This is a genomic window from Streptacidiphilus sp. P02-A3a (assembly GCF_014084105.1).
In the GTDB taxonomy this organism is placed as follows: Bacteria; Actinomycetota; Actinomycetes; order Streptomycetales; family Streptomycetaceae; genus Streptacidiphilus.
In genome coordinates this window covers 8306052-8331858 of the sequence record NZ_CP048289.1, presented here as the reverse complement: position 1 = coordinate 8331858, position 25807 = coordinate 8306052, and the positions used below count along the sequence as shown (strand labels likewise).

The 25807-nt window shown below is 73.3% G+C and carries 27 protein-coding genes; 23 read left to right on the top strand and 4 right to left on the bottom strand.

Annotation, left to right across the window (positions count from 1 at the left end; genetic code table 11):
• The first annotated feature begins 34 nt into the window (after nt 1–34).
• The 8 genes from map (at nt 35) to truA (ending at nt 5337) form a co-directional block, all read left to right on the top strand.
• On the top strand, nt 35–871 hold the full coding sequence (map, locus tag GXP74_RS35100; protein WP_182455270.1) for a type I methionyl aminopeptidase: 837 nt from the start codon (nt 35–37) through the stop codon (nt 869–871).
• Nucleotides 872–1083: 212 nt separating this feature from the next.
• Nucleotides 1084–1305, top strand: a complete 222-nt coding sequence (gene infA / locus GXP74_RS35095; RefSeq protein ID WP_003956442.1) for a translation initiation factor IF-1 — start codon at nt 1084–1086, stop codon at nt 1303–1305.
• A gap of 57 nt (nt 1306–1362) precedes the next feature.
• The gene (gene rpmJ, locus GXP74_RS35090; RefSeq protein WP_009740505.1) at nt 1363–1476 is read left to right on the top strand and encodes a 50S ribosomal protein L36; all 114 of its coding nucleotides are present in this window, start codon (nt 1363–1365) and stop codon (nt 1474–1476) included.
• Between the two features lie 183 nt (nt 1477–1659).
• The gene (gene rpsM / locus GXP74_RS35085) at nt 1660–2040 is read left to right on the top strand and encodes a 30S ribosomal protein S13 (RefSeq protein ID WP_182455269.1); all 381 of its coding nucleotides are present in this window, start codon (nt 1660–1662) and stop codon (nt 2038–2040) included.
• A 75-nt stretch (nt 2041–2115) separates the two neighbouring features.
• A complete protein-coding gene (rpsK, locus tag GXP74_RS35080) occupies nt 2116–2523 on the top strand; it encodes a 30S ribosomal protein S11 (RefSeq protein WP_030251538.1) in 408 nt (135 codons plus the stop codon).
• 117 nt (nt 2524–2640) lie between these two features.
• A complete protein-coding gene (locus GXP74_RS35075; RefSeq protein ID WP_182446179.1) occupies nt 2641–3660 on the top strand; it encodes a DNA-directed RNA polymerase subunit alpha in 1020 nt (339 codons plus the stop codon).
• 151 nt (nt 3661–3811) lie between these two features.
• Complete coding sequence (gene rplQ, locus GXP74_RS35070) at nt 3812–4294, top strand: 50S ribosomal protein L17 (protein ID WP_182455268.1); 483 nt, start codon at nt 3812–3814, stop codon at nt 4292–4294.
• A 134-nt stretch (nt 4295–4428) separates the two neighbouring features.
• A complete protein-coding gene (gene truA, locus GXP74_RS35065) occupies nt 4429–5337 on the top strand; it encodes a tRNA pseudouridine(38-40) synthase TruA (protein ID WP_182455267.1) in 909 nt (302 codons plus the stop codon).
• On the opposite strand, the gene GXP74_RS35060 is transcribed toward truA, so the two are convergent.
• Complete coding sequence (locus tag GXP74_RS35060) at nt 5324–6412, bottom strand: hypothetical protein (protein ID WP_182455266.1); 1089 nt, start codon at nt 6410–6412, stop codon at nt 5324–5326. The two genes, truA and GXP74_RS35060, sit on opposite strands and share 14 nt — an antisense overlap.
• A gap of 67 nt (nt 6413–6479) precedes the next feature.
• On the opposite strand from GXP74_RS35060, the gene GXP74_RS35055 reads away from it, so the two are divergent.
• The 4 genes from GXP74_RS35055 (at nt 6480) to glmM (ending at nt 11031) form a co-directional block, all read left to right on the top strand.
• Entirely contained in the window at nt 6480–8159 is a 1680-nt protein-coding gene (locus tag GXP74_RS35055; protein WP_182455265.1) for an ABC-F family ATP-binding cassette domain-containing protein, read from the top strand.
• A 392-nt stretch (nt 8160–8551) separates the two neighbouring features.
• Nucleotides 8552–8995, top strand: a complete 444-nt coding sequence (gene rplM, locus GXP74_RS35050; protein WP_182455264.1) for a 50S ribosomal protein L13 — start codon at nt 8552–8554, stop codon at nt 8993–8995.
• A gap of 44 nt (nt 8996–9039) precedes the next feature.
• A complete protein-coding gene (gene rpsI / locus GXP74_RS35045; RefSeq protein ID WP_182455263.1) occupies nt 9040–9540 on the top strand; it encodes a 30S ribosomal protein S9 in 501 nt (166 codons plus the stop codon).
• A gap of 129 nt (nt 9541–9669) precedes the next feature.
• Nucleotides 9670–11031 (top strand): phosphoglucosamine mutase, encoded by a 1362-nt coding sequence (glmM, locus tag GXP74_RS35040; RefSeq protein ID WP_182455262.1) that lies wholly within the window; start codon nt 9670–9672, stop codon nt 11029–11031.
• Nucleotides 11032–11103: 72 nt separating this feature from the next.
• Here glmM and coaA read toward each other — a convergent pair whose 3' ends face one another.
• Entirely contained in the window at nt 11104–12093 is a 990-nt protein-coding gene (gene coaA / locus GXP74_RS35035; protein ID WP_182455261.1) for a type I pantothenate kinase, read from the bottom strand.
• Nucleotides 12094–12221: 128 nt separating this feature from the next.
• On the opposite strand from coaA, the gene GXP74_RS35030 reads away from it, so the two are divergent.
• Both GXP74_RS35030 and GXP74_RS35025 read left to right on the top strand, forming a co-directional pair.
• Nucleotides 12222–13226, top strand: a complete 1005-nt coding sequence (locus GXP74_RS35030) for an ATP-binding cassette domain-containing protein (protein WP_182455260.1) — start codon at nt 12222–12224, stop codon at nt 13224–13226.
• A gap of 2 nt (nt 13227–13228) precedes the next feature.
• Nucleotides 13229–14035 (top strand): ABC transporter permease, encoded by an 807-nt coding sequence (locus GXP74_RS35025; protein ID WP_182455259.1) that lies wholly within the window; start codon nt 13229–13231, stop codon nt 14033–14035.
• Here GXP74_RS35025 and GXP74_RS35020 read toward each other — a convergent pair.
• A complete protein-coding gene (locus GXP74_RS35020; RefSeq protein WP_182455258.1) occupies nt 14017–17340 on the bottom strand; it encodes a BTAD domain-containing putative transcriptional regulator in 3324 nt (1107 codons plus the stop codon). The genes GXP74_RS35025 and GXP74_RS35020 overlap by 19 nt on opposite strands.
• A gap of 116 nt (nt 17341–17456) precedes the next feature.
• Between GXP74_RS35020 and GXP74_RS35015 the strand changes: the two genes are divergently transcribed.
• From GXP74_RS35015 to GXP74_RS34985, 7 genes are all read left to right on the top strand, one after another.
• Complete coding sequence (locus GXP74_RS35015; protein ID WP_182455257.1) at nt 17457–17825, top strand: holo-ACP synthase; 369 nt, start codon at nt 17457–17459, stop codon at nt 17823–17825.
• 46 nt (nt 17826–17871) lie between these two features.
• The gene (locus GXP74_RS35010; protein ID WP_182455256.1) at nt 17872–19419 is read left to right on the top strand and encodes an NAD(P)H-hydrate dehydratase; all 1548 of its coding nucleotides are present in this window, start codon (nt 17872–17874) and stop codon (nt 19417–19419) included.
• Nucleotides 19420–19460: 41 nt separating this feature from the next.
• Nucleotides 19461–20186 (top strand): L,D-transpeptidase, encoded by a 726-nt coding sequence (locus GXP74_RS35005; RefSeq protein ID WP_225448408.1) that lies wholly within the window; start codon nt 19461–19463, stop codon nt 20184–20186.
• A gap of 97 nt (nt 20187–20283) precedes the next feature.
• Nucleotides 20284–21435, top strand: coding sequence for an alanine racemase (alr, locus tag GXP74_RS35000; protein ID WP_182455255.1), 1152 nt, complete (start codon nt 20284–20286; stop codon nt 21433–21435).
• Nucleotides 21432–23024 (top strand): alpha/beta fold hydrolase, encoded by a 1593-nt coding sequence (locus GXP74_RS34995; RefSeq protein WP_370468505.1) that lies wholly within the window; start codon nt 21432–21434, stop codon nt 23022–23024. Before alr ends, GXP74_RS34995 begins: the two co-directional genes overlap by 4 nt.
• Before the next feature lie 38 nt (nt 23025–23062).
• Nucleotides 23063–23563, top strand: a complete 501-nt coding sequence (gene tsaE / locus GXP74_RS34990) for a tRNA (adenosine(37)-N6)-threonylcarbamoyltransferase complex ATPase subunit type 1 TsaE (RefSeq protein WP_182455254.1) — start codon at nt 23063–23065, stop codon at nt 23561–23563.
• Nucleotides 23564–23651: 88 nt separating this feature from the next.
• Entirely contained in the window at nt 23652–23885 is a 234-nt protein-coding gene (locus tag GXP74_RS34985; protein WP_182455253.1) for a hypothetical protein, read from the top strand.
• 54 nt (nt 23886–23939) lie between these two features.
• Here GXP74_RS34985 and GXP74_RS34980 read toward each other — a convergent pair whose 3' ends face one another.
• Nucleotides 23940–24503 carry a hypothetical protein gene (locus GXP74_RS34980; protein WP_182455252.1) on the bottom strand — a complete coding sequence of 188 codons (564 nt, stop codon included), beginning with the start codon at nt 24501–24503 and terminating at the stop codon, nt 23940–23942.
• Between the two features lie 113 nt (nt 24504–24616).
• Here GXP74_RS34980 and tsaB point away from each other — a divergent pair, with 113 nt between their 5' ends.
• Both tsaB and rimI read left to right on the top strand, forming a co-directional pair.
• The gene (tsaB, locus tag GXP74_RS34975; protein ID WP_182455251.1) at nt 24617–25291 is read left to right on the top strand and encodes a tRNA (adenosine(37)-N6)-threonylcarbamoyltransferase complex dimerization subunit type 1 TsaB; all 675 of its coding nucleotides are present in this window, start codon (nt 24617–24619) and stop codon (nt 25289–25291) included.
• Nucleotides 25288–25803 carry a ribosomal protein S18-alanine N-acetyltransferase gene (gene rimI, locus GXP74_RS34970; protein WP_225448407.1) on the top strand — a complete coding sequence of 172 codons (516 nt, stop codon included), beginning with the start codon at nt 25288–25290 and terminating at the stop codon, nt 25801–25803. Before tsaB ends, rimI begins: the two co-directional genes overlap by 4 nt.
• Nucleotides 25804–25807 lie beyond the last annotated feature (4 nt).

The following is a 25807-nucleotide window of genomic DNA, read 5'->3' as shown; positions in this document are numbered from 1 at the left end:
TCCCGCGGGAGCGGGAGCGGGAAGGCGAACAAGCATGGCTGTTGAGATCAAGACCCCGGAGCAGATCGCCAAGATGCGGGAGGCCGGGCTGGTCGTCGCCGAGGCGCTGAAGGCCTGCCGGGAGGCGGTGGCGCCGGGGATCACCACCGGCGAGCTGAACGCGATCGCGGCGAAGGTCATCGACGGCCACGGCGCCAAGTCCAACTTCCTCGGCTACCACGGCTTCACCGGGGTCATCTGCGCCTCGGTGAACGACGAGGTGGTGCACGGCATCCCGGGCGACCGCAAGCTCGCCGACGGGGACATGATCTCCATCGACTGCGGCGCGATCGTGGACGGCTGGCACGGCGACGCGGCGATCACCGTCTTCGTCGGCGAGGGCCACCCGGAGGAGCTGCTGCGGCTGAGCCAGGTCACCGAGGACTCCATGTGGGCCGGTATCGCCCAGGTGAAGAAGAACAACCGGCTGTCCGACCTGAGCCGCGCCATCGAGGCGTACATCCGCCGCCAGCCGCTGCCGCCCAAGGGCAAGTACGGCATCATCGAGGACTTCGGCGGCCACGGCATCGGCTCCGAGATGCACATGGACCCGCACCTGCTGAACTACGTCGACCGCCGGCGCGGTCGCGGGGTGAAGCTGGTCCCCGGCTTCTGCATCGCGATCGAGCCCATGGTCAGCCTGGGGACGCCGCACACCCGCACGCTGGAGGACGGCTGGACCGTCAAGACCAACGACGGCACCTGGGCCTCGCACTGGGAGCACTCGATCGCGGTGACCGAGGAGGGTCCGCTGGTGCTGACCGCCTTCGACGGCGGCCGGGCCCGGCTGGCGGAGCTGGGCATCACCGCCGCCCCGGATCCGCTGGCCTGAGCCGCCGACTCGCACCGCCGACTCGCGCCGTCGGCCCGAACCGCTGGGCCGACGATTTCGCTATAGCTTGGCCGGTGACGTAGACTGCTGTGTCGGCTCACTCGTAGCTTGCATCCGCACGTCCTCGCACTACCAGTGGCGGGGTGGACTTAGCGGTCCCTGCGTGAGCGCCGACTACGGTAGTCAAATCCGGAAGGCGATACCCGCAGGACATGGCCAAAAAGCAAGGCGCCATCGAGATCGAGGGCACCGTCATCGAGTCTCTGCCGAACGCCATGTTCAAGGTAGAGCTCCAAAACGGTCACAAGGTCCTCGCCCACATCAGCGGCAAGATGCGGATGCACTACATCCGTATCCTCCCGGACGACCGCGTCGTCGTGGAGCTCAGCCCGTACGACCTGACCCGTGGACGTATCGTCTACCGGTACAAGTAAGCAGCAGATCTCGCGCCCCCTCACCGGGGCGCGCTCGACCCGGAGAACCTGAATCCCATGAAGGTCAAGCCGAGCGTCAAGAAGATCTGCGACAAGTGCAAGGTGATCCGCCGTCACGGGCGGGTCATGGTGATCTGCGAGAACCTGCGCCACAAGCAGCGCCAGGGCTGATCGCTTCCCTGCACGGGTCGTAACTCTTCGCGCGACGCGAAAAACAACATAAGCGGGATGCCCGATCCACTCGCGAGTTCGCGAGTGGACTGCCACCCTCGGTCCGGAGGCCGGGGCTCGCTCAGCGTGAGCTGAACGAGAGGCATCGCGTCAGACCTCCGAAGGAACACAGGAGCCACATTCATGGCACGCCTCGCCGGCGTTGATCTCCCCCGCGAAAAGCGGATCGAGATCGCCCTCACCTACGTGTACGGCATCGGCCGTACCCGCTCGCAGCAGGCCCTGGCCGAGACCGGTGTGAACCCGAACGTCCGCGTTCGCGACATCACCGAAGAGGACCTGGTCAAGCTGCGTGAGTTCATCGACGCCAACTTCAAGGTCGAGGGTGACCTCCGCCGTGAGGTCGCGGCCGACATCCGCCGCAAGGTCGAGATCGGGTGCTACCAGGGCCTGCGTCACCGCCGCGGCCTGCCGGTCCACGGTCAGCGCACCCACACGAACGCCCGTACCCGCAAGGGTCCGCGTCGCGCGATTGCCGGCAAGAAGAAGCCCGGCAAGAAGTAGTCCGCCCCACTAACCGGACTTCAATCCGGCCCGCTGGGCTAGCGGACCGACCACCTCAGTAGGAGAAACAGACTTATGCCCCCCAAGGGTCGTCAGGCTGCCGGCGCGAAGAAGATCCGCCGCAAGGAAAAGAAGAACGTCGCTCACGGCCACGCGCACATCAAGAGCACGTTCAACAACACCATCGTCTCCATCACGGACCCCTCGGGCAACGTGATCGCGTGGGCGTCCTCGGGCCACGTCGGCTTCAAGGGCTCCCGCAAGTCGACTCCGTTCGCCGCGCAGATGGCCGCTGAGGCCGCCGCGCGTCGCGCCCAGGAGCACGGCATGCGCAAGGTCGACGTCTTCGTGAAGGGTCCCGGCTCCGGCCGCGAGACCGCGATCCGCTCCATCCAGGCCACCGGCCTGGAGGTCGGCTCGATCCAGGACGTCACCCCCACCCCGCACAACGGCTGCCGCCCCCCGAAGCGCCGCCGCGTCTGACACGCGCCGTTTCGGTGAGTGGCTTCCGGATACGGCCCCCGTTCGCGCGGGGGCCGTATCCTTGCTTTGTCGGCATCAAATAGTGGGTGCCGAAGATCTATCTGGAGGAATTCCCCCATGCTGATCGCTCAGCGTCCGTCGCTGACCGAAGAGGTCGTCGACGAGTTCCGCTCCCGGTTCGTCATCGAGCCGCTGGAGCCGGGCTTCGGCTATACCCTCGGCAACTCGCTCCGCCGCACCCTCCTCTCCTCGATCCCCGGTGCCGCTGTCACCAGCATCCGGATCGACGGGGTCCTGCACGAGTTCACCACCGTGCCGGGCGTCAAGGAGGACGTCACCGACCTCATCCTGAACATCAAGCAGCTGGTCGTCTCCTCGGAGCACGACGAGCCGGTCGTGATGTACCTGCGCAAGCAGGGCCCGGGTCTGGTCACCGCCGCCGACATCGCGCCCCCGGCCGGTGTCGAGGTGCACAACCCCGAGCTGGTCCTGGCCACGCTCAACGGCAAGGGCAAGCTGGAGATGGAGCTGACCGTCGAGCGCGGTCGCGGCTACGTCTCCGCCGTCCAGAACAAGCAGTCGGGCCAGGAGATCGGCCGGATCCCGGTCGACTCCATCTACAGCCCGGTGCTCAAGGTCACCTACAAGGTCGAGGCGACCCGAGTCGAGCAGCGTACCGACTTCGACAAGCTCATCGTCGACGTCGAGACCAAGCCCGCCATGCGTCCCCGCGACGCCATGGCCTCGGCCGGCAAGACCCTGGTGGAGCTGTTCGGTCTCGCTCGCGAGCTGAACATCGACGCCGAGGGCATCGACATGGGCCCGTCCCCGACGGACGCCGCCCTGGCCGCTGATCTCGCCCTGCCGATCGAGGAGCTTGAGCTCACCGTTCGGTCGTACAACTGCCTCAAGCGCGAGGGCATCCACTCCGTGGGTGAGCTCGTCGCCCGCTCCGAGGCCGACCTGCTCGACATCCGCAACTTCGGTGCGAAGTCGATCGACGAGGTTAAGGCGAAGCTGGCCGGCATGGGCCTGGCGCTCAAGGACAGCCCGCCCGGATTCGACCCGACCGCCGCCGCCGACGCCTTCGGCGCCGACGACGACGACCCGGGCTTCGCGGAGACCGAGCAGTACTGAGGTTTCCGCCGCTGAGTTCCACCGGGTACGGGACCGCTCCGGCGGTCCCGTACCCTTGAAAGCTGTGTGTGAGAAGTCGTAGCGGCAACCGTGCCGCTGCGCCCGCCCCGGTACCTGGTACGGCCGGGGGTCGGAGATCCAAGGAGACACCATGCCCCGCCCCGCGAAGGGTGCCCGCCTCGGCGGCGGCCCGTCCCACGAGCGTCTGCTGCTCGCCGGTCTGGCCCGTGAGCTGTTCCAGTACGGCCGCATCACCACCACCGAGGCCAAGGCTCGCCGCCTGCGCCCGGTGGCGGAGAAGCTGATCACCAAGGCCAAGAAGGGTGACATCCACAACCGCCGTGAGGTCCGCAAGACCATCACCGACGTGTCTGTGCTGCACACCCTGTTCACCGAGATCGCGCCTCGTTACGAGAACCGCCCCGGTGGCTACACCCGCATCACCAAGATCGGCCCCCGTCGTGGCGACAACGCCCCGATGGCCGTGATCGAGCTGGTCGAGGCCCTCACCGTGGCCCAGACCTCGGTCGGCGAGGCCGAGGCCGCGACCAAGCGCGCCGTCAAGGAGACCGAGGCCGCCGCTCCGGCCGCCGAGGTCGTCGAGGACGCTGCTCCGGCCGAGGCCGCCGAGTAGTCCAGCGACGCCAGTCCGCCGACGGGCCCGCCTTCCCCCCGGGGAGGGCGGGCCCGTGGCCGTGTACCGGACGGCTGGCCTCTACCAGGACGTGTGCGGGACGTGTGCGGGACGTGTGACGGAGGAGACGAGCGATGACGACGACCGCTGACTGCGCGGAGCAGCCGGAGCGGCGGGACGGGCCCGCCGAGGGGGCGGTCCGGGTGCGGCTGGACCTGTCGTACGACGGGACGGAGTTCTCCGGCTGGGCCAAGCAGAAGAGCGGGCGGCGGACGGTCCAGGGCGAGCTGGAGGACGCGATCCGGGTGGTGCTGCGGCAGCCCGAGGTGTTCCCGCTGACCGTGGCCGGGCGGACCGACGCCGGGGTGCACGCGCGCGGCCAGGTGGCGCACCTGGACCTGCCGCGGGAGCTGTGGCTGGCCGAGGGCGAGAAGCTGCTGCGGCGGCTGGCCGGGCGGCTGCCCGGGGACGTGCGGGTGTGGCGGGCGGCGGAGGCCCCGGCGGGCTTCGACGCGCGCTTCTCGGCGGTCTGGCGCCGCTACGCGTACCGGGTGTGCGACACCCAGGCCGGGGTGGACCCGCTGCGGCGTTCCCATGTGCTGTGGCACGACCGGGAGTTGGACGTCGAGCTGATGAACGCGGCAGCTCGGGAGCTGGTCGGCGAGCACGACTTCGCGGCGTACTGCAAGAAGCGCGAGGGCGCGACCACCATCCGCGAGCTGCTGGACTTCCGCTGGGAGCGGATGCCCGGCGACGCGCTGCTCGGCCCGGCGCTGCCGGGGCTGGTGGTCGGTACCGTCCGGGCGGACGCCTTCTGCCACAACATGGTGCGGGCGCTGGTCGGTTCGATGCTGCTGGTCGGCGGCGGGCAGCGACCGGCGGACTTCCCGGCGCGGGTGCTGGCCGGGGGCGTGCGGGACTCCGCGGTCACCGTGGTCCGGCCGCACGGGCTGACGCTGGAGGAGGTCGGCTACCCGGCCGACGCCGAGCTGGCCGCGCGCAGCCGTGCCGCGCGCAACCTGCGGGTGCTCAGCCCGCGCTAGGCGTCGCCGCCTCCCGCTGGGCCCGGGCCAGCAGCCCGTCGAAGACCAGCTGGTTCATGGCGGTGGTGGCCGCGTAGGCACTGGTGTCGTTCGCCGGGACCGGCTTGCCGGTGGTGTACCCGGCGACGGTGAAGTACGCGTAGCGCCCGATCGCGTTGGTGGTCATCCGGCAGACCACCAACCGGCAGAAGACCGGCAGCCCGCCGCCGCTGAGCGGCTGCAGGTTCCCGGTGGTCTGCTGCTTGACGGCCTGGGCCTGGGCCGCGCTGTCGAAGACCGCGACGCCGACGGTCACCGCGGTGGTCCCGGCCGAGTAGCTGGCGCGCAGCAGCGTCCGGCAGCCGTTGCGGGTGAGGACGGCGGCCAGCTGCGCGGTGACCGCCGGGGTGCAGGCGGAGCCGGTTGTCAGTGCCCGGGTGTAGGACTGCTTGTCGACGGTGACGGTGCGTCCGGCGAAGAAGCCGGCGGCGTCGAGCGGCGCGCCGTCGGTCGCGGCGCCGGAGAGGAGGGTGACCGGGTTCGCCGCCGGTGCGGATGCCGACGGCGCGTCAGAAGGCGTGCTCGAAGCGGTGCTCGGCGGAGCGGTGGGGCTGGGCGTGGGGTTCGCCGGGGCGAGGGTCGGCTGCGGGGCGGCGGCCTGGCGCTTCTTCGGCGAGGACGACGCCAGCAGCGCCACGCCGACCGCCACCAGGCAGCACAGCGCGACCAGTGCGGCGCCCCAGCGGATCCGGGTCCGTCGCCGGTCCAGCCTTTCCTTGCGCTCGGCCAGCGCCTGGAACCGCTCGTAGGCCGGTTCCTCCGGCGTGCCCGGCCTTATCGGGTACGCCGCCGCGTCGGCCTCGGCGCTGCCGTCGGCCTGCTGCGGCTCGGGGATCGGCAGGTTCGGCGCGCCCGGCCGGATGCGGTAGTGCGCCGCGTCCAGCTGGTCCCGCACGGGGTTCCCCGGCCCGTACGCGGTGGGGATCCGCCCGGAGGCGTCCACCCCGCGGCGGGGGAGCGGCGCGGTGGCCTGGTCCGCGTCCGGCCCCTCGCCCGCCGGCCCCTTGTCCATGGGCTTGCTCATGGGCTTGCTCATGGGCCGCGAGCATAGTCCGGTAAAACCCGTTTGGGTGTCGGCCCCGGTCAGCGGACAATCGGTGACCATGGGACACGTCGAGATTTCACACCTTGAGTACTACCTGCCCGACGGACGGGTGCTGTTCGACGACGCGTCCTTCCGGGTCGGCGAGGGCAGCTCGGTCGCCCTGGTCGGCGCCAACGGCGCGGGCAAGACGACGCTGCTCAGAATGGTCGCCGGGGACATCCAGCCGCACGGCGGCTCGGTCACGGTCAGCGGCGGCCTGGGCGTGATGCGGCAGTTCGTCGGTACCACCGGCCGCGGCACCGACGATCCGGGCCGGACCCCCGGGCACGACGAGGACGGCCCCGAGCTGGCGCACGACGCCTGCGTACGCGACCTGCTGGTGTCGGTCGCGCCCCCGAGCATCCGCGGCGGCGCGCGGGCGGTGGACGCGGCCGAGCTGGCGATGGTCGCCCAGGACGACGAGAAGACCCAGCTGGCCTACGCCCAGGCGCTGGCCGACTGGGCCGACGTCGGCGGCTACGACTACGAGACCACCTGGGACGTCTGCACCACGGCGGCCCTGGGCATGCCCTACGACCGGGCGCAGTGGCGCGGCCTGAACACCCTCTCCGGCGGCGAGCAGAAGCGGCTGGTGCTGGAGGCGCTGCTGCGCGGCCCGGACGAGGTGCTGCTGCTGGACGAGCCGGACAACTACCTGGACGTCCCCGGCAAGCGCTGGCTGGAGGAGCAGATCCGCAGCACCGCCAAGACCGTGCTGTTCATCTCGCACGACCGGGAGCTGCTGGCCAACAGCGCCGAGAAGATCGTCAGCGTGGAGCCGGGCGCGGCCGGGAGCGAGGTGTGGGTGCACGGCGGCGGCTTCGCCACCTTCCACGCCGCCCGCGAGGAGCGCTTCGCCCGCTACGACGAGTTGCGCCGCCGCTGGGACGAGAAGCACGCCCAGCTCAAGCGGTTGGTGCTGGACATGCGCGACTACGCGGCCCGCAGCCACGACATGGCCTCCCGCTATGCGGCGGCGACCACCCGGCTGCGGAAGTTCGAGGAGATCGGCCCGCCGCCGGAGCCGCCGCGCAAGCAGAGCATCACCATGCGGCTGCGCGGCGGGCGCACCGGCGTCCGGGCGCTGACCTGCGAGCGGCTGGAACTGACCGGCCTGATGGCCCCGTTCGACCTGGAGGTCTTCTACGGCGAGCGGATCGCGGTACTGGGCTCCAACGGCTCCGGCAAGTCGCACTTCCTGCGGCTGCTGGCCGGGGAGGAGGTCGCCCACCAGGGCGGGTTCCGGCTCGGCGCGCGGGTGGTGCCGGGGCACTTCGCCCAGACCCACGCCCACCCGGAGCTCTTCGGCCGGACCACCAGGGAGATCCTGGAGTCCGAGCACGCGCTGGACCGCAAGGCGGCGATGAGCGTGCTGCGCCGCTATGAGCTGCATCACCAGGAGGAGCGCCGCTTCCAGGACCTCTCCGGCGGCCAGCAGGCCCGGCTGATGATCCTCCGGCTGGAGCTGTCCGGCGCGACCGCGCTGCTGCTGGACGAGCCGACGGACAACCTGGACCTGGAGAGCGCGGAGGCGCTGCAGGAGGGCCTGGAGGGCTTCGAGGGCACGGTCCTCTCGGTCACCCACGACCGCTGGTTCGCGAAGTCCTTCGACCGCTTCGTGGTCTTCGGCTCCGACGGCCGGGTGTACGAGGCCCCGGAACCGGTCTGGGACGAGTCCCGCGTGGTCCGCGACCGCTAGGCGGGCGGTGGTGGGTGACGGGGAGCGGGCTGAGCGCGCAGCGCTTCCGGTGTGGGGCGGTGGTGGGTGACGGTGAGCGGGCTGAGCGCGTAGCGCTTCCGGTGTAGGGCGGTGGTGGGTGACGGGTGGGCGTAGTATGGCGTGAGGATCTGGCAGGGTACTGCGGTTCCGAGCGGGCATTTTGACCCGTACGGGTCCGTCCCGGTATTCTGCTAGTTCGTTGTGCGTATTGGCTCGCTCCATCTCACGTGAGAGGTCATTACGCCGGTCCACCGGGCCGATAAGCAGCGATGTGCCCATCCGATTGCGTCCGGGGAAGCATGTCCTGGCTGCTTCTGATCGTCCGGGTGGTCCAGTCAGGACTCACTCACTGAAAAGCGAAGGCTACGACCGTGCGTACGTACAGCCCCAAGCCCGGCGACGTCCAGCGTCAGTGGCTCGTCATCGATGCCCGAGACGTCGTGCTCGGCCGCCTGGCCTCCCAGGCCGCGAACCTCCTCCGGGGTAAGCACAAGCCGGTGTACGCGCCGCACCTTGATATGGGTGACTTCGTCATCATCATCAACGCGGACAAGGTGCACCTCTCCGGGAACAAGAAGACCCAGAAGCTGGCCTACCGCCACTCCGGTTACCCGGGCGGTCTGCGCTCCGTGCGCTACGACGACCTCCTGGCGAACAACCCGGAGAAGGCCGTCGAGAAGGCCATCAAGGGCATGATCCCGAAGAACTCCCTGGGCCGTCAGATGCTCTCCAAGCTGAAGGTCTACTCGGGCGACCAGCACCCGCACGCTGCCCAGCGTCCGGTGCCGTTCGAGATCACCCAGGTCGCGCAGTAGTACCGGCCACCCCCGAATCTAGAAGAACGCAGCTGAGGAGAATCGTGGCCGAGACCACTGCCGAGACCCCGCTTGAGGTCGACGAGACCTTCGAGATCGAGGTCGAGGAGCCTACCGAGTACACCACCGAGTCCCTTGTGGGCCGTTTCGCCGAGGCCGTTCCGGCCGCCGGCCTCGGCCGCCGCAAGGAGGCGATCGCCCGCGTGCGCATCGTCCCCGGCACCGGTGTCTGGAAGATCAACGGTCGCACCCTGGAGGAGTACCTCCCCAACAAGGTGCACCAGCAGATCGTCAACGAGCCCTTCAAGCTCCTTGAGCTGGACGGCCGTTACGACATCATCGCCCGCATCAACGGCGGCGGCATCTCCGGCCAGGCGTACGCCCTGCGCCTGGGCGTCGCCCGTGCGCTGAACGAGGTGGACGTCGACGCCAACCGCCCGGCCCTGAAGAAGGCCGGCTTCCTGACCCGTGACCCGCGCGCCGTCGAGCGCAAGAAGGCCGGTCTCAAGAAGGCCCGTAAGGCACCGCAGTACAGCAAGCGCTAAGCCTCCCTGCTTCGGGTCCCTCCGGGGGCCGAGGCTGGACTTCACGCCCCGGGAGCACGACTCCCGGGGCGTGTTGTGCGTTCGGATACCTGGTTTGATTGTGGATGACGAGGCGCGGAGGACAGATCAGTGGGACGACTCTTTGGCACGGACGGCGTGCGCGGTTTGGCGAATACGGACCTCACGGCCGAGTTGGCGCTGAACCTGTCGGTCGCGGCGGCGCACGTGCTCGGCGATGCCGGGGCTTTTGAAGGGCACCGCCCGCTGGCGGTGGTCGGCCGGGACCCCCGTGCCTCGGGCGAGTTCCTGGAGGCGGCGGTGATCGCCGGACTGGCCGGTTCCGGCGTCGACGTGCTGCGGGTCGGCGTGCTGCCGACGCCCGCCGTGGCGTACCTGACCGGGCTGCTGGGGGCGGACTTCGGCGTGATGCTGTCCGCGAGCCACAACCCGATGCCGGACAACGGCATCAAGTTCCTCGCGCGCGGCGGCCACAAGCTGGACGATGAGATCGAGGACGCCGTCGAGGCGCACTTGGAGCTGCTGGGCACCGAGGAGCGCAAGCGTCCCACCGGCGCGGACGTCGGCCGGGTCCGCGACCACGACGCGGGCTTCGAGCAGTACCTGGCGCACCTGCTGTCGGTGCTGCCGAACCGCCTCGACGGCCTGCGGGTGGTCATCGACGGCGCGCACGGCGCCGCCTCGAAGGTGTCGCCGGAGGTCTTCCGCCGGGCCGGGGCCGAGGTGGTGCACACCATCGGCGACGCGCCGGACGGCCTGAACATCAACGACGGCATCGGCTCCACCCACCTCGGCCCGCTGCGCGCGGCCGTGGTCGAGCACGGCGCGGACCTGGGCATCGCCCACGACGGCGACGCCGACCGCTGCCTGGCGGTGGACGCCGAGGGCAACGAGATCGACGGCGACCAGATCCTCGCGGTGCTCGCCCTGGCCATGCGCGAGGCCGGGACCCTGGGCCGGAACACCGTGGTCGGCACGGTGATGTCGAACCTCGGCTTCAAGCTGGCGATGGAGCGCGAGGGCATCGAGCTGGTGCAGACCGCCGTCGGCGACCGCTACGTGCTGGAGTCGATGAAGGAGCACGGCTACAACCTGGGCGGCGAGCAGTCCGGTCACGTGATCTTCCTGGACCACGCGACCACCGGTGACGGCACCCTCACCGGCCTGATGCTGGCCGCGCGGCTCGCCGCGACCAAGCAGACCGCGACCGAGCTGGCCTCGGTGATGACCCGGCTGCCGCAGGTGCTGGTCAACGTCAAGGGCGTGGACAAGGCCCGGGCCTCGACCGACGGACTGCTGCTGGCGGCCGTCGCCGAGGCCGAGGCCGAGCTCGGCAGCACCGGCCGGGTCCTGCTCCGCCCCTCCGGCACCGAGCCGCTGGTCCGGGTCATGGTCGAGGCCGCCGACGTGGACCGGGTCCACGCCATCGCCGACCGCCTCGCCGAGGTGGTCCGCCAGCGCCTCGGCTGCTGACCCCCGCGCGCACCGCCACCCCCTCGGCCCGGACGACGGGCTGTGGGGGTGTTCGCGTGGCGCGGCCGTGGGTCAGAGCTTGCGCAGTCGGATGCGCTGGACCTTGTGGTCGTTGCCCTTGCGCAGGATGAGGCTGGCGCGGCCCCGGGTGGGGGCGACGTTCTCGATCAGGTTGGGCCGGTTGATGGTGCGCCACACCTGGCGGCCGTAGTCCAGCGCCTCCGCCTCCGGGACCTCGGTGAAGCGGCGGAAGTAGGAGGACGGGTCCTGGAAGGCGGTCTCCCGGAGCTTGCGGAAGCGCTCCAGGTACCAGCGCTCGATGTCGTCGGCGCGGGCGTCCACGTAGATGGAGAAGTCGAAGAAGTCGGCGACGGCGACCCGGGTGCGGCCGTCGAGGCCGGGCAGCGCGGGCTGGAGGACGTTCAGGCCCTCCACGATCAGGATGTCCGGGCGGCGGACCACCAGCCGCTCGTCCGGGACGATGTCGTACACCAGGTGCGAGTAGACCGGAGCGGTGACCTCGTCCTTGCCCGACTTCACGTCGGCGACGAAGCGGGTCAGCGCCCGGCGGTCGTAGGACTCCGGGAAGCCCTTGCGGGACATCAGGCCCCGGCGCCGCAGCTCGGCGTTGGGCAGCAGGAAGCCGTCGGTGGTGACCAGCTCCACCCGGGGGTGCTCCGGCCAGCGGGCCAGCATCGCCTGGAGCACCCGGGCGGTGGTGGACTTGCCGACGGCGACGCTTCCGGCGACACCGATCACGAACGGCGTTCCGGCCTGGGTGTGGGTGTGCCTGTTGTCGTCGAGGAACTCGTTCAGCGCGCCGCGCAGCCGACCGGTCGCGGTGACGTACAGGTTGAGCAGCCGGGACAGCGGCAGGTAGACGTCCTCGACCTCCTGCAGGTCGATGACGTCGCCGAGGCCGCGCAGCCGCTCCACCTCTTCGGCGGACAGTGGCAGCGGCGTGCGCTGGTGCAGCGCGCTCCACTCCGCCCGGTCGAGGTCGACGAAGGGGGAGGCGTCAGCGCGGCGTTGGGCTTCGAGCGTGATCGGCACGTCACCCATTCTCCGGCCAGACGGTTCGGATGGGCGTGTCAGCCGCCTGTCAGTGACGAGAGATTCGTCTCAACCGGTTGTCAGTGGCGGGGTGCAGAGTCGTCCTCGGAACACGACGTATCGACGGGGAGGCCGCGATGACCTACGCGATCCAGGCAGAGGGCCTGGTCAAGAGCTTCAAGGAGACCAGGGCCCTGGCCGGGGTGGATCTGGCGGCCGAGGCCGGGACGGTGCTGGGGGTGCTCGGGCCGAACGGCGCGGGCAAGACCACGGTGGTCCGGATCCTGGCCACGCTGCTGCGCCCGGACTCCGGACGGGCCCTGGTCGGCGGCCTCGACGTGGTCAGGCAGGCCGGGGCGGTCCGCGCCCGGATCGGGCTGACCGGGCAGTACGCGGCGGTGGACGAGATGCTGACCGGCACCGAGAACCTGCTGATGATCGGCCGTCTGCTGGGCCTGAGCCGCCCGGACGCCCGGGCCCGCGCGGCCGAGCTGCTGCGGAAGTTCGACCTGACCGAGGCCGGCGGCCGGGCCGCCGGGACCTTCTCCGGCGGCATGCGCCGCCGACTGGACCTGGCCGCCTCGCTGGTCGGCCGCCCGGAGGTGCTGTTCCTGGACGAGCCGACCACCGGCCTCGACCCGCACAGCCGCAACGAGCTGTGGGACATCGTCCGGGGCCTGGTCAGCGAGGGGGTCACGGTGCTGCTGACCACGCAGTACCTGGAGGAGGCGGACCAGCTGGCGGACGACATCGTGGTGGTGGACCACGGCCGGGTGATCGCCCAGGGCACCCCGGAGGGCCTCAAGGCGCAGGTCGGCGGGCAGGTGCTGGAGCTGCGCCCGGCGCGTTCGGCCGAGCTGGACGAGGTGCACCGGCTGGTCGCCGAGGTGGCCGGTTCGGCCGCCGAGCGGACCGCGAACGGCCTGGTCAGCGTCCCGGTGCGGGACGTCGCGCTGATGCCGGCGGTGGTCCGCCGACTGGAGGAGGCCGGGCTCGCGGTGAGCGAGCTGGCGCTGCGCGGCTCCAGCCTGGACGAGGTCTTCCTGACCCTGACCGGGCACCGTGCCGAGCCGGGGCAGGCCGCGCAGGACCCCGCGCAGGCCGCCCCGAACACCGACCGGACCGTCAAGGCAGGAGTCTGACCATGGCTACGCTCACCGCATCCCCCGCCGTCCCGGCCACCGGCCGGATCGGCCTGGTCACCGGCGTGCGCCACACCGGCACCCTGGCCTGGCGCAACCTGGTGCAGATCAAGCACAACCCGATGGAGCTGATGGACCTCAGCATCCAGCCGATCATGTTCCTGCTGCTGTTCACCTACGTGTTCGGCGGCCAGATGTCCGGCTCCACCCATGCGTACCTCCAGTACGCGCTGGCCGGGATCGTGGTCCAGAACGGCCTGTTCGCGACCATGAACACCGCGGTCGGGCTGAACACCGACATCCAGAAGGGCGTCTTCGACCGGCTGCGCAGCCTGCCGATCGCCCGCTCGGCCCCGCTGGCCGGACGGGTCCTGGCCGACCTGGCCAAGCAGCTGTGGTCGCTGGTCCTGATGCTGGCCCTGGGCATGGTCCTGGGCTTCCACCCGCACAGCGCGCTCGGCGTGGTCGGCGCGATGGCGCTGATGGTGGTCTTCGCGCTGGCCATGTCCTGGCTGATGGTGCTGGTCGGCATGGTCGCGGCGAACCCGGAGAAGGTGCAGATGCTGGGCTTCGTGGTGATGTTCCCGCTGACCTTCTCCTCCAGCGCCTTCGTCAGCGTGTCCTCGATGCCGGGCTGGTTGCAGGCCTGGGTGAAGGTCAACCCGGTGACCTCGCTGGTGAACGCGATGCGGGCGCTGCTGGACGGCGGCGCGATACAGGCCCCGGTGATCCACACCCTGCTCTGGGCGGCGGTGTTCGCGCTGGTCTTCTTCCCGCTGGCGCTCCGCGCCTACCAGCGGCGCAGCTGATCCGTGGTGGCGGCGGCCGCCCAGGGCGAGGGCCCGGACAGGCTCTCCGGTCCCACCCCGAGTGCGGAGAGCGTCTCCTCGCTCGGGGTGGTCCGGCCGCGTTCGTACGCCCGGGCGTACTCCGCCGGGCCCAGGGCGGCCTCGGCCCCGGCCGAGACCCGGCGGACGTCCGGCGAGGACAGGTCGGGCATGCCACGCCGCAGGTGCGCCGCGCCCAGCAGCTCCGCGGCGCGGACCGGGTCGCCCCGGCGCAGCACCAGGTCGGCCCAGCCCTGGAGGCAGTCGGCGATGATCGGCCCGTCGTGGGCGGCGGCCGCCGCGGACAGGGCGGTCCGGTGCTGTTCGGCGGCGGCCTCCAGGTCGCCGCAGGCCGCCTCGACGTAGCCGAGCGCCGACAGCAGCAGTGCCTGCACCTGCGGCGCGCCGCCGATCCGCTGCTCGACCGGGCCCCAGGCCTGCCGCAGCAGCGGGCGGCTGCGCTCCGGTGCGCCGGTGTGCCGGTAGGCGTCGGCGAGGGAGGTGTGGGTGGCCAGCACCGTCATCCAGGAGCCCTCGCGCCGGGCGGTCTCCACCTCGTCCTCCAGCGTGCGGATCGTCTGCTCGTCGTATCCGCCGAGCAGGCCGGTGGTGTGGATCATCCGGGAGCGGTAGTCGGCGGACTCGCCGCTGATGCCGAGCTGGTCCTCGAAGGAGATGGCCAGCCGCCACAGCCGCATCGCCTCCTCCAGGTCGCCGCGCCACTGCGCGTAGTCGGCCAGTCCGGCCGCGCAGAACGACTGCCCCCACAGGTCGCCCACGGCCCGGAACCGGGCGGCGGCCTCGTGCATGTACGACTCGGCCTCGGCCGCCCGGCCGCTGTTCTGCCGGGAGAAGCCCATGAACAGGTGCGCGGTGGCGCGGACGAAGGGGTCGGGGGCGTCGAACAGCCGGGCCGCCAGCTGCTCCACGTTCTCGTCCCTGGACTCGAACAGCGCGGCCATGATGTCGAGCATCGGCAGGATCGGATGGGCGAAGGGGTCGCCCAGCTGGTCCCGCAGGTCGATCCCGATGTGCATCAGCCGCAGCGACTCCGGCAGGTCCCAGGTGGTGTCCAGGCTGTAGAGGGCGGTGATCCCGTAGGCGACCGCGCGGGCCAGCGGCGGGGTGCCGTCGCTGGGCATGGCCAGGGCCGCGTTGGCCAGCTCCAGGTTCTCGCCGCGCTCGCCGCGCCGCCACAGGTACCAGCTGACGGCGGCGATCAGCCGCTGCGCGGTGACCGCGTCGCCGTGCTCGACGGCCCAGCGCAGCGCGGCGATCAGGTTGTCGTGCTCGACCAGGAAGCGCGGGAACCAGACCAGTTGCTCGCCGGTGTACAGGCGCGGCTCGCCCTCCTCGGCGAAGGCGAGGAAGTGCGCGGCGTGCGCGTCGCGGGCGGCGACGGTGGCGCCGGAGGCCTCCAGCCGTTCCAGCGCGTACGCCCGGATGGTCTCCAGCAGCCGGTAGCGCCCGGCCCCGGTCCGGGTCACCAGCGACTTGTCGACCAGCGAGGACAGCACTTCGAGTACCTCCTCGGCGGGCGACTGCGCGGTCGCGCAGACCTGTTCCACGGTCTCCAGCGAGGCGCTGCCGGCGAACACCGACATCCGGGCCAGCAGATCCCGTTCCGGCTTCTCCAGCAGGTCCCAGCTCCAGTCCACCACCGCGCGCAGGGTCCGGTGCCGGGGCAGCACGGTGCGGCTGCCGCTGGTGAGCAGGTGGAACCGGCGGGCCAGCCGCTGGTCGATCTGCTCGGGGGAGAGGCTGCGCATCCGGGCGGCGGCCAGCTCGATCGCCAGCGGCTGGCCGTCCAGTGTCCGGCAGATCCGCAGTACCGGCGGGAGGTCGGGTTCGGTCAGGGCCCAGCCGGGGCGCACCGCCGCCGCGCGGTCCGCGAACAGCCGGACCGCGGCGAAGCCGAAGGCCTGATCCACCGTCAGGCGCTGCTCCTCGTAGGCAACGTCGGGGAACCCCAGGGGCGGTACCGGATGCAGCTGCTCGCCGGTGATGCCCAGCGGCTCGCGGCTGGTGGCCAGCACCCGCAGCCCGGGGCAGTCGGCCAGCAGCCGCGCGGTGAGCACGGCCGCCGCCTCCACCACGTGCTCGCAGTTGTCCAGTACCAGCAGCAGCGGCCGGTTGCCCAGGGCGGCGACGATCCGCTCCGGGATCTCCGCGACCGGGTGCGGTATCCCGGTGGGCCGCTGGGCGCTGACCGCCGCCCGCAGGTGCAGCGCGGCCAGCACCGCCGAGGGGACGTCCGCCGGGCCGCCGACCGGGGCCAGCTCCACCAGCCGGACGTCGGCCGCGCCGCTGCGCCCGGCCGCCTCCAGCGCCAGCCGGGTCTTTCCGGCGCCGCCGGGGCCGGTCAGGGTGACCAGTCGGACGGCGTTCAACTCGGCCTGGACGGCCGCTAGTTCGTCCTCCCGGCCGAGGAAGCTGGTGAGCGGCGCGGGCAGCGCGCGCGGCGCCGCCGGAGCCGCCCCGGACGCGGGGCTCTCCGGCGTCGGGCGGCCCGCCGCGGGGCTCTCCGGCGCCCTGCTTTCCGGCGCCCTGCTTTCCGGCGGGGTGCTTTCCGGCGGGGTGCTCTCCGGCGCGGGGCCGAGCGCGGTCCGGTGGGCCCGGCGCAGCAGCGGGGAGGGGTCCATGCCCAGCTCCTCCGCGAGCAGCACCCGGCCCTGCTCGTACACGGCCAGCGCCTCGGCGCCGCGCCCCGCCCGGTGCAGTGCGCGGATCAGCAGCGCCCGCGGCCGGTCCCGCAGCGGGGCCTCGGCGGTGCACGCGTGCAGCTCGGCCAGCAGCGGCCCGGGGTCCGCCTCGGCGGCGTCCAGCCGGGCCTCCAGCAGGTCCTCGCGGGCGGTCTCGCGCCGGGCCTCCAGCCGGGCGGCGGCGTCGGCGAAGCCGGGGACGTCGGCCAGCGCCGGGCCGCGCCACAGCGCCAGCGCGGCACTGAGCCGTTCCACCGCCGGTCCCGGCTGCCGCAGCAGCGCCTCGAACCGGTGCACGTCCACCTGGTCGGGGTCGAGCGCCAGCTGGTAGCCGGTCGCGGTGGCGGCCACCAGCTCCCGGCCGAGCGCGCCGCGCAGCCGCGAGGCCAGCGCCTGTAGCGCGTTGGCCGGGTTGGCGGGCTGCTCCCGCGGCCAGAGCGTGTCGATCAGCCGGGCCGCGGAGACCGGCTGCCCGGCCTCCAGGGCGAGCGCGGTGAGCAGGACGCGCACCCGGGTACCGGCGAGCTTGACGGTCGCGCCGTCGGGGTCGCCCACCACGAGGGGGCCGAGCAGTCGGATGCGCATGCGGTCCATTGTCCAGCCAAGACTCGGCGGCGGCTGAGCCTTTCCCGGTGGTGGGGGCCGGTGGGGGCAGGTGGGGGACGATGAGGGCGGCAGCGGAGCGGCGAAGGGGACAGTTGATGATCATCGGGGTCGGGATCGACGTGGCGGCGATCGACCGCTTCGAGGAGTCGCTGCGGCGCACTCCCAGCCTGGCCCAGCGGCTGTTCACCGAGGGCGAGCTGTACCTGCCCAGCGGCGAGCGGCGCGGCGGCGCCTCGCTGGCCGCACGGTTCGCCGCCAAGGAGGCCGTCGCCAAGGCGCTGGGCGCGCCCGGCAACCTGTCCTGGACGGACGCCGAGGTGCGCACCGAGCCGTCCGGGCGTCCGCTGCTGGAGGTCCGCGGCACGGTCGCCGCGCGGGCGGCGGAGCTGGGTGTGCGGACGTGGCATCTCTCGCTGAGCCATGACGCGGGCGTAGCGTCAGCGGTGGTGATCGCCGAGGGCTGACGCCCGGAACCGCTGAGCTCCAGCAACCGAATGAGGGGACGCACGGATGCGGTACGCGCACACGGTCGAACAGGTGAGGGCCGCCGAGGCGGCGTTGATGGCCCGGCTGCCGGAGGGCACGCTGATGCGGCGGGCGGCGGCCGGTCTGGCGGCGACCTGCCTGGACCTGCTGGCGGGCCCGGAGGGGCGGGGGCCCGGGCGCGGGGGAGTGCGCGGGCGGCGGGTGGTGCTGCTGGCGGGCAGCGGCGACAACGGCGGCGACGCGCTGTTCGCGGGCGCCCGGCTGGCCGCGCGCGGGGTGCGGGTGCACGCCGTGCTGCTCGCGCCGGAGCGCGCGCACGCCGCCGGACTGGCCGCGCTGCTGGCCGCCGGGGGCGCGGCGGCGGCCGACCGGGCCGCCGGGGAGCGCGAGATCGGCCGCGCCGACCTGGTGCTGGACGGCATCGTCGGCATCGGCGGCCGGGGCGGCCTGCGCGAACCGGCGCTGCCGTACCTGCGCGCGGCCGAGCGGGCGGGCGTCCGGGTGGTCGCGGTGGACCTGCCGAGCGGGGTGGACGCCGACACCGGCGAGGTCCCCGGCGAGGCGGTGACCGCGACGGTGACGGTGACCTTCGGTACCTACAAGCCGGGCCTCTTCGTCGACCCCGGCGCCGGACGCGCGGGCGTGGTGCGGCTGGTGGACATCGGCCTGGAGCCGCCCGCCCCGGTGGCCGAGGTGCTCCAGCACGCCGACGTGGCCGCGCTGCTGCCCCGGCCGACCGCCGAGAGCGACAAGTACCGGCGCGGGGTGGTCGGCGTCGCGGCGGGCTCGGAGCGCTACCCGGGCGCGGCCGTGCTCGCGGTCTCGGCCGCGCTGCGCGGCGGCGCGGGCGCGGTCCGCTACGCCGGTACCGCGGCCCGGGAGGTGGTCCGGGCGCACCCGGAGACGCTGGTCAGCGACGGCGGCCCGAAGGCGGCCGGGCGGGTGCAGGCGTGGGTGGTCGGCCCCGGGCTCGCGGACGGCGAGGCGGCCGAGCGCACGCTGGCGGAGGCGCTGGCGGCGGGCGTGCCGACGCTGGTCGACGCCGACGGCCTGCGGCTGCTGGCCCGCCGCCCGGGCGGCCCGGCGCCGGACGGACGGCTGCTGCTGACCCCGCACGCGGGCGAGGCGGCGGCGCTGCTGGCGGGGGCGGGGGTGACGGTGACCGCCGCGCAGGTCGAGGCCGAGCGGCTGCGGTACGCCCGGCTGATCGCCGAGCGGTACGGCTGCACGGTGCTCCTCAAGGGCTCCACCACGGTCGTCGCCGGACCCGACCCGGCGCTGCCGGTCCGGGTCAACCCGACCGGGACCCCCTGGCTGGCCACGGCCGGGAGTGGCGACGTCCTCTCCGGACTGGCCGGGTCGCTGCTGGCCAGCGGCCTGGCCCCGCTGGACGCGGCCTCGGCCGCCGCCTACCTGCACGGCCTGGCGGGCAGGATCGCGGCCGGTGGCGACGCCGGGTACGGCGGGTACGGGCCGGTCACCGCCTCGGACGTGGCCGCCGCCCTGCCTGCGGCGTGGCGGAACGTGACCGGGGGGCGACAGAACGTACTGTCCCATCGGACCGTCATCTGATCGCGGGTACGACCGGTCACCGGCTGGGCGCTGCGCGGCCGGTGGAGAAGGTAGAGGGCGACGTGGAGCTGAAGCAGCCGGGTACGGCGGCGACCGGACCGACGCGGGTCCGGCTGCGCCCGGCGGCGGTGCTGCTGGCGGCCCTGGCGCTGCTCGGCACCGGCTGCGCCCAGGCCTCGGCCGCCCCCGCCCCCGCCGCTCCGGCTTCGGCGCGAGCGGCGGCTCCGGCAGCGGCGGGGGCGCGGGCGGCCGTCCGGCCGCCCCGGGCCGACACCCGGGCGCTCCCGGGGTCCGCTGCCGCCGCGCGCGCCCCGGGCGGCCGCCACCGCGCCCGCCACCAGGCCGCCCGCCGCCCGGTCGCCCGTCCGGCCGGACCGGACGCGGCCGGCCGGTGCCCGGCCACCCTGGGCCGGATCGCCTGCGTGGACCTCAGCCGCCAGCTGATGTGGGTGCAGGTCGGCACCCGGGTGGTGTTCGGCCCGGTCCGGGTCCGCACCGGCCGCGCCGGATACGTCACCCGGACCGGCCTGTGGCACGTCTACCGGCGCAACCGCGACCAGTGGTCCACGCTCTACGACGTGGCCATGCCGTACAGCCAGTTCTTCTCCGGCGGGGAGGCCTTCCACGGCCTCGACGGCGAGTCCATGTACACCCCGCCCGGCTCGCACGGCTGCGTCAACATGAACACCTGGGACGCCCGGACGCTCTGGGGCATCCTCCGATCCGGCGACCCGGTCGAGGTGTTCGGACGCAAGCCGGGCACCTGATCGGGACCGCCCCGCCGGTCCGCGCGCGGTCGCGCCGACCGGGAGGGTGCCGTCCCGGCGGCGGGGTCTGGGACACTGATCGGCAATGGAATCTGCGATGAGTGCCGAAGCCGTGGTGGACCTGGCGGCGCTGCGGGGGAACATCCGTGCCCTGCGCGCCCGTATCGGGTCCGCCGCCGTCATGTCCGTGGTCAAGGCCGACGCCTACGGCCACGGCATGGTGCCCTGTGCCCGTGCCGCCGTGGAGGCGGGCGCCGGCTGGCTCGGCACCGCCGTCCCGGAGGAGGCCCTGGCACTCCGCGCCGCTGGGATCACCCCTGATCAGGCCCGGGTCCTGTGCTGGCTGTGGACCCCGGACGGCCCCTGGGAGCGCACGGTCGCGGCCGACATCGACATCTCGGTCAGCGGCGAGTGGGCGCTGCGCCGGGTCGTGGACGCGGTCCGCGCCACCGGCCGCCCGGCTCGGATCCACCTGAAGGCCGACACCGGCCTCGGCCGCAACGGCGCGCAGCCGCACGACTGGCCGGACCTGGTCCGGGCCGCCCGCGCGGCCGAGGCCGAGGGGCTGCTCACGGTCTCCGGGGTCTGGTCGCACTTCGCCTGCGCCGACGAGCCGGGCCACCCCTCGATCGAGCCGCAGCTGGTGCGCTTCCGCGAGGCACTGGCGCTGGCCGAGGCCGCCGGGCTGCGGCCGGAGGTCCGGCACCTGGCGAACTCCCCGGCCACGCTGCTGCTGCCGCAGGCCCACTTCGACCTGGTCCGGCCCGGCCTGGCGCAGTACGGCCTGTCGCCGGTGCCCGAGGTCGGCGGCCCGGCGGACTTCGGCCTGCGCCCGGTGATGACGCTGCGGGCGCGGCTGGCGAGCGTCAAGAGCGTCCCGGCCGGACACGGCGTCAGTTACGGCCACAGCTACGTCACCCAGACCGGCACCACCCTGGCGCTGGTCCCGCTGGGCTACGCCGACGGCGTGCCCCGGCACGCCAGCGGCGCCGGACCGGTGTTGCTGGGCGGCAAGTGGCGCACCGTGGCCGGGCGGGTCGCCATGGACCAGTTCGTGGTGGACCTCGGCGGCGACCCGGCCGAGGTCGGCGACGAGGTGGTGCTGTTCGGCCCCGGCGACCGGGGCGAGCCCACCGCCGAGGACTGGGCCCGGGCCAGCGGCACCATCTCCTACGAGATCGTCACCCGGATCGGGCCGCGCGTCCCCCGGCGGTACACCGGGGTCGCCGAGGCGGGTGGCGGCGGATGAGCACGGACGGCGGCCGGTCCCCGGCGGCCGAGGCGGTCCAGCAGGTCAGGGCGGCGGCGGAGGCGGTGGTCGGCGACATGGCCGAGGGCCGCTGGCGCCGGGCCGGTGTGGTCGGCCTGTCGCTGGGCGTGGTCGCCGCCGGGGCGGCGGCCGGGGTCGCCGTGGAACGGCTGACCGTCGGCCGCGAGGTACGCCGCCGGGCCCGGGCCGAGGTCGACGCCGCCGCGCCGTTCGGCTCGCTGCACGGCGTGCCGCACCCGGTGACCGCCGACGACGGCACCGAGCTGTACGTGGAACTCGACGGCACCGGCTGGACCGGCACCCCGTTCGCCAAGCCCCGCCCGGCCCCGGAGCCGGACCCCCAGGAGAGCCCGGACGCCGAGACCCCGGACGCCGAGAGCCCGGACCCCGAGAGCCCGGACGCCGGGGCGACCCCGGACGCCGCCGGGCCGGAGCCCGCCGCCCCGCGCCGGGGCTGGCTCGGACGGCTGCTGCCCGCCGTCCCGGCCGCCGCCGTGGCCCGCACCGGCCAGCTCGGCGAGGCACTGGCCAGCGGCGTCCTGTCCAACACAGTCTTGTCCAATACGGTCCGGTCCAGTCCGGTCCTGTCCGGTACGGTCGGCAACTGGCTCGGCCTGACCTCCGGACCGCCGCTGACCGTGGTGTTCTGCCACGGCTACTGCCTGAACCAGGACAGCTGGCACTTCCAGCGCGCCGCCTTCCAGGACGGCCTGCGGCTGGTGCTGTGGGACCAGCGCAGCCACGGCCGCTCGGAGCGCGGGCGCTCCGGCGCCCAGGGGCAGCCGGTCAGCATCGACCAGCTCGGCGGCGACCTCAAGGCCGTCATCGACGCGGTCGCCCCCACCGGACCGCTGGTCCTGGTCGGCCACTCGATGGGCGGCATGACCGTGATGGCGCTGGCCGACCAGTACCCGGAGCTGATCCGGGAGCGGGTCGCCGGGGTCGCCTTCATCGGCACCACGGCGGGCGGCTGGAGCGGCAACAGCCTGGGCCTGCCCGCCTACGGCGCGAAGATGCTGCACAGGGTCGCCCCCGGGGTGCTGCGCGCCCTCGGCCGCCAGGCCGAGCTGGTCGAGCGCACCCGCCGACTCGGCAGCGACCTCACCGCCGCGCTCTACCGCCGCTACTCCTTCGGCACCGAGCAGGTGGACCCGGCTGTGGAGCGGTTCGCGCTGCGGATGCTGGAGTCCACCCCGATCGACGTGGTCGCCGAGTTCTTCCCGGTCTTCGACCTGCACGAGAAGGCCGCGGCGCTGGCCGCCTTCCAGGACGTCCCGACGCTGGTCCTGGTCGGCACCAAGGACCTGCTCACCCCGCCCTCGCACAGCGAGGCGATCGCCGCCGAACTCCCGGACGCCGAGCTGGTCATCGTCCAGGACGCGGGCCACCTGGTGATGCTGGAGCGGCCCGAGCTGGTCGACGGCCGACTGGCCCGGCTGCTGGAGCGGGCCGCGCGGCGCTGCGGCGCCCCGCTGCCGCCGTCCGTCCGCGAGCGGGCGAGTACCCTCGACGCCGCCGCCGACGAGGCGGGCCGGGCGGCTGAGGCCACCCCCGAAGCCCGGGCCTGACCGGCCCGCCGTACCACCGAGAGCTGGAGAGGACCGCCATGCGGATCACCGTCGCCGACCCCGAGGCCATGCGCGAGCTGGGCCGCGCCCTGGCCCGGCTGCTCCGCCCGGGCGACCTGGTGCTGCTGTCCGGGGAGCTGGGCGCGGGCAAGACCACGCTGACCCGGGGCCTGGGCGAGGGCCTGGGCGTGCGCGGCGCGGTCACCTCGCCGACCTTCGTGATCGCCCGGGTGCACCCGCCGCTGGCCGCCGGACCGGCGCTGGTCCATGTGGACGCCTACCGCCTCGGCGGCGGCCTGGACCAGATGGAGGACCTGGACCTGGACGTCTCGCTGCCCGAGTCGGTGGTCGTCGTGGAGTGGGGCGAGGGCCGGGTCGAGGAGCTGTCCGACTCCCGGCTGGAGGTCCGCATCGAACGGGCGCTCGGCGGCGACGCCCTCGCGGCCGACGACGCCGACCCGCGCACGGTCACCCTGACCGGCCTCGGCGAGCGCTGGAACGACGCCGACTGGGGGCTGTTGGCGGGCGACGCGGTGTGACCGGCGCGCTGACGGTTGTCTTTCCGACGCTCTGTCGGGAAGATGGAGGTAAGTAAGAGCCGTCGGCAGGACAACACCGGGAGGCGACATGTCCGGCACGACCCCTCGTCGAGCCCGTACCACCACGGCCGCCGTCACCACCGCGTTCGCAGCCGAGCGGCGGAGCACCGCCAGTGGCACCGGCGGCGGCATCGCCGCGCTGCTCGCCGCCTCCGCCGCGGCCCGGGCCGTCAGCAGGCCGCCGTCCGCCGCCGAGACCGCCCGGGGGCTCCCGGCCGACCCGGCGCGCCCCGGCGAGCCGCCGGCCCGCGCCGCCGCCTAGGGCCGGTCTTTCGGATCACGTCGGTCGGCCGACGACGCGCTCCCGGCCGGGCGCTCAGCCGACCACGATCACCGGCATGCCGATGGTGGTGAACGCGTACAGCGCCTTGCCGTCGGCGACGGTCTCCCGGATACCGCCGGTGTGCTTGCTCGGCGGGGGCGAGGCCATGCTGCCGTCCACCGCCGAACTGAAGCCGATCGCGATCCCCTGGTTCGAGGCGAACAGCACCACGTTCTCGATCTCGACCCCGTCCGAGCCGAGGTGCTTCGGCGAGTCCTGCGCGGTGATGCTGTAGCTGCCCGCCAGCGGGCTGACCGCGCTCGGCTGCACGACGAAGGTCTGCTCGGCGGTCTTCGCGCCCGCGTCCACCAGCCACACCCGCCGCTGGCTGAGCGAGTACACCACCCGCTTGTCGGTGCCGGTCCCGGCTGGCAGCGCCGGGGCCGCGGCGGTCTTGCCGCCCTTGCCCGCGGTGGGCCCGCTGGACACCGTCCCGGTGGCCGTGCCGGGGGCGGTCACGGTGGCGTCGCTCTTCGCCTGGACAGCCAGCATGGTCACCACGGCGAGCGCCGACGCGGTGAGCCCGGTGACGACGATGCTGGATCCGATCTTCGCCACAAGTCCTCCTGTGCCTGCCTGACATTCCGATGAACAGCATGCCCATCCTGCCAGGCCCGGCCCATCCGCAGGACGCGGGCGGCTCCGGCGGCGGGACGCTCTAACCTGGATGGGTGCTGCTCCTCGCGTTCGACACCGCCACCCCCGCCGTCACCGTCGCCCTCCACGACACCGAACGGCGGCTCACTCTCGCCGCCAGCGACCGGATCGACGCCCGGCGGCACGGTGAGCTGCTGCTGCCCACCATCGACGAGGTGCTGCGCGCCGCCGGGGTGGACAAGCACGCGCTCGGCGCCATCGCGGTCGGCGCCGGACCGGGTCCCTACACCGGCCTGCGGGTCGGCCTGGCTACCGCCGCCGCGCTCGGGCACGCCCTCGGCATCCCGGTGCACGGCGTCTGCACGCTGGACGGCATCGCCCGGGCGGCCCGCGACGCCGGGCTCCAGGGCCCCTTCGTGGCGGCGACCGACGCCCGCCGCAAGGAGGTCTACTGGGCCCGCTACGACGGCTCGGGGCAGCGGCTGGACGGCCCCAGGGTGGACCGCCCGGCCGACATCGCGGAGGAGGTGTGCGGCCTGGCGGCAGTGGGCGCGGGCGCGCTGCTCTACCCCGAGGTCTTCGCCGCGCCCGCCCCCGGCCTGCCGGAGTACCAGTCCGCCGCGGCCCTGGCGGCGTTCGCCGCGGACGAGCTGGCGGCGGGCCGCGAGCTGCCCGAGCCGGTGCCGCTGTACCTGCGCCGACCCGACGCCGAGGTGCCGAAGAACTACAAGACGGTCCTCCCAGCATGATCATTCTGCGCGAGATGCGCTGGTGGGACATCCCGCCGGTGCTGGAACTGGAACGCGAGCTGTTCCCGGACGACGCCTGGTCCACCGGGATGTTCTGGTCCGAGCTCGCCGACTCCCGCCACCCCCGGGCCACCCGCTGGTACACCGTGGCCGAGGGGCCCGACGGCCGGATCGCGGGCTACGCCGGGCTGATGGCCGTCGCCGGAGAGGGCGACGTGCAGACCATCGCGGTGGCCGAGCGGTACTGGGGCAGCGGCCTCGGAGCCCGGCTGCTGACCCGGCTGCTGGTGCGGGCCGTCCGCGCGGACTGCGCGGGCGTACTGCTGGAGGTCCGGGTCGACAACGAGCGCGCCCAGCGGCTGTACCGGCGCTTCGGCTTCGAGCCGATCGGCGTCCGCCGGAACTACTACCAGCCGTCCGGGACCGATGCCCTGGTGATGCGGCTGGAGCACCCCGCCGAGACCCTCTCCGCCGAGACCCTGTCCGAGCAGATGAACGACGTAGGAGCATGACCCG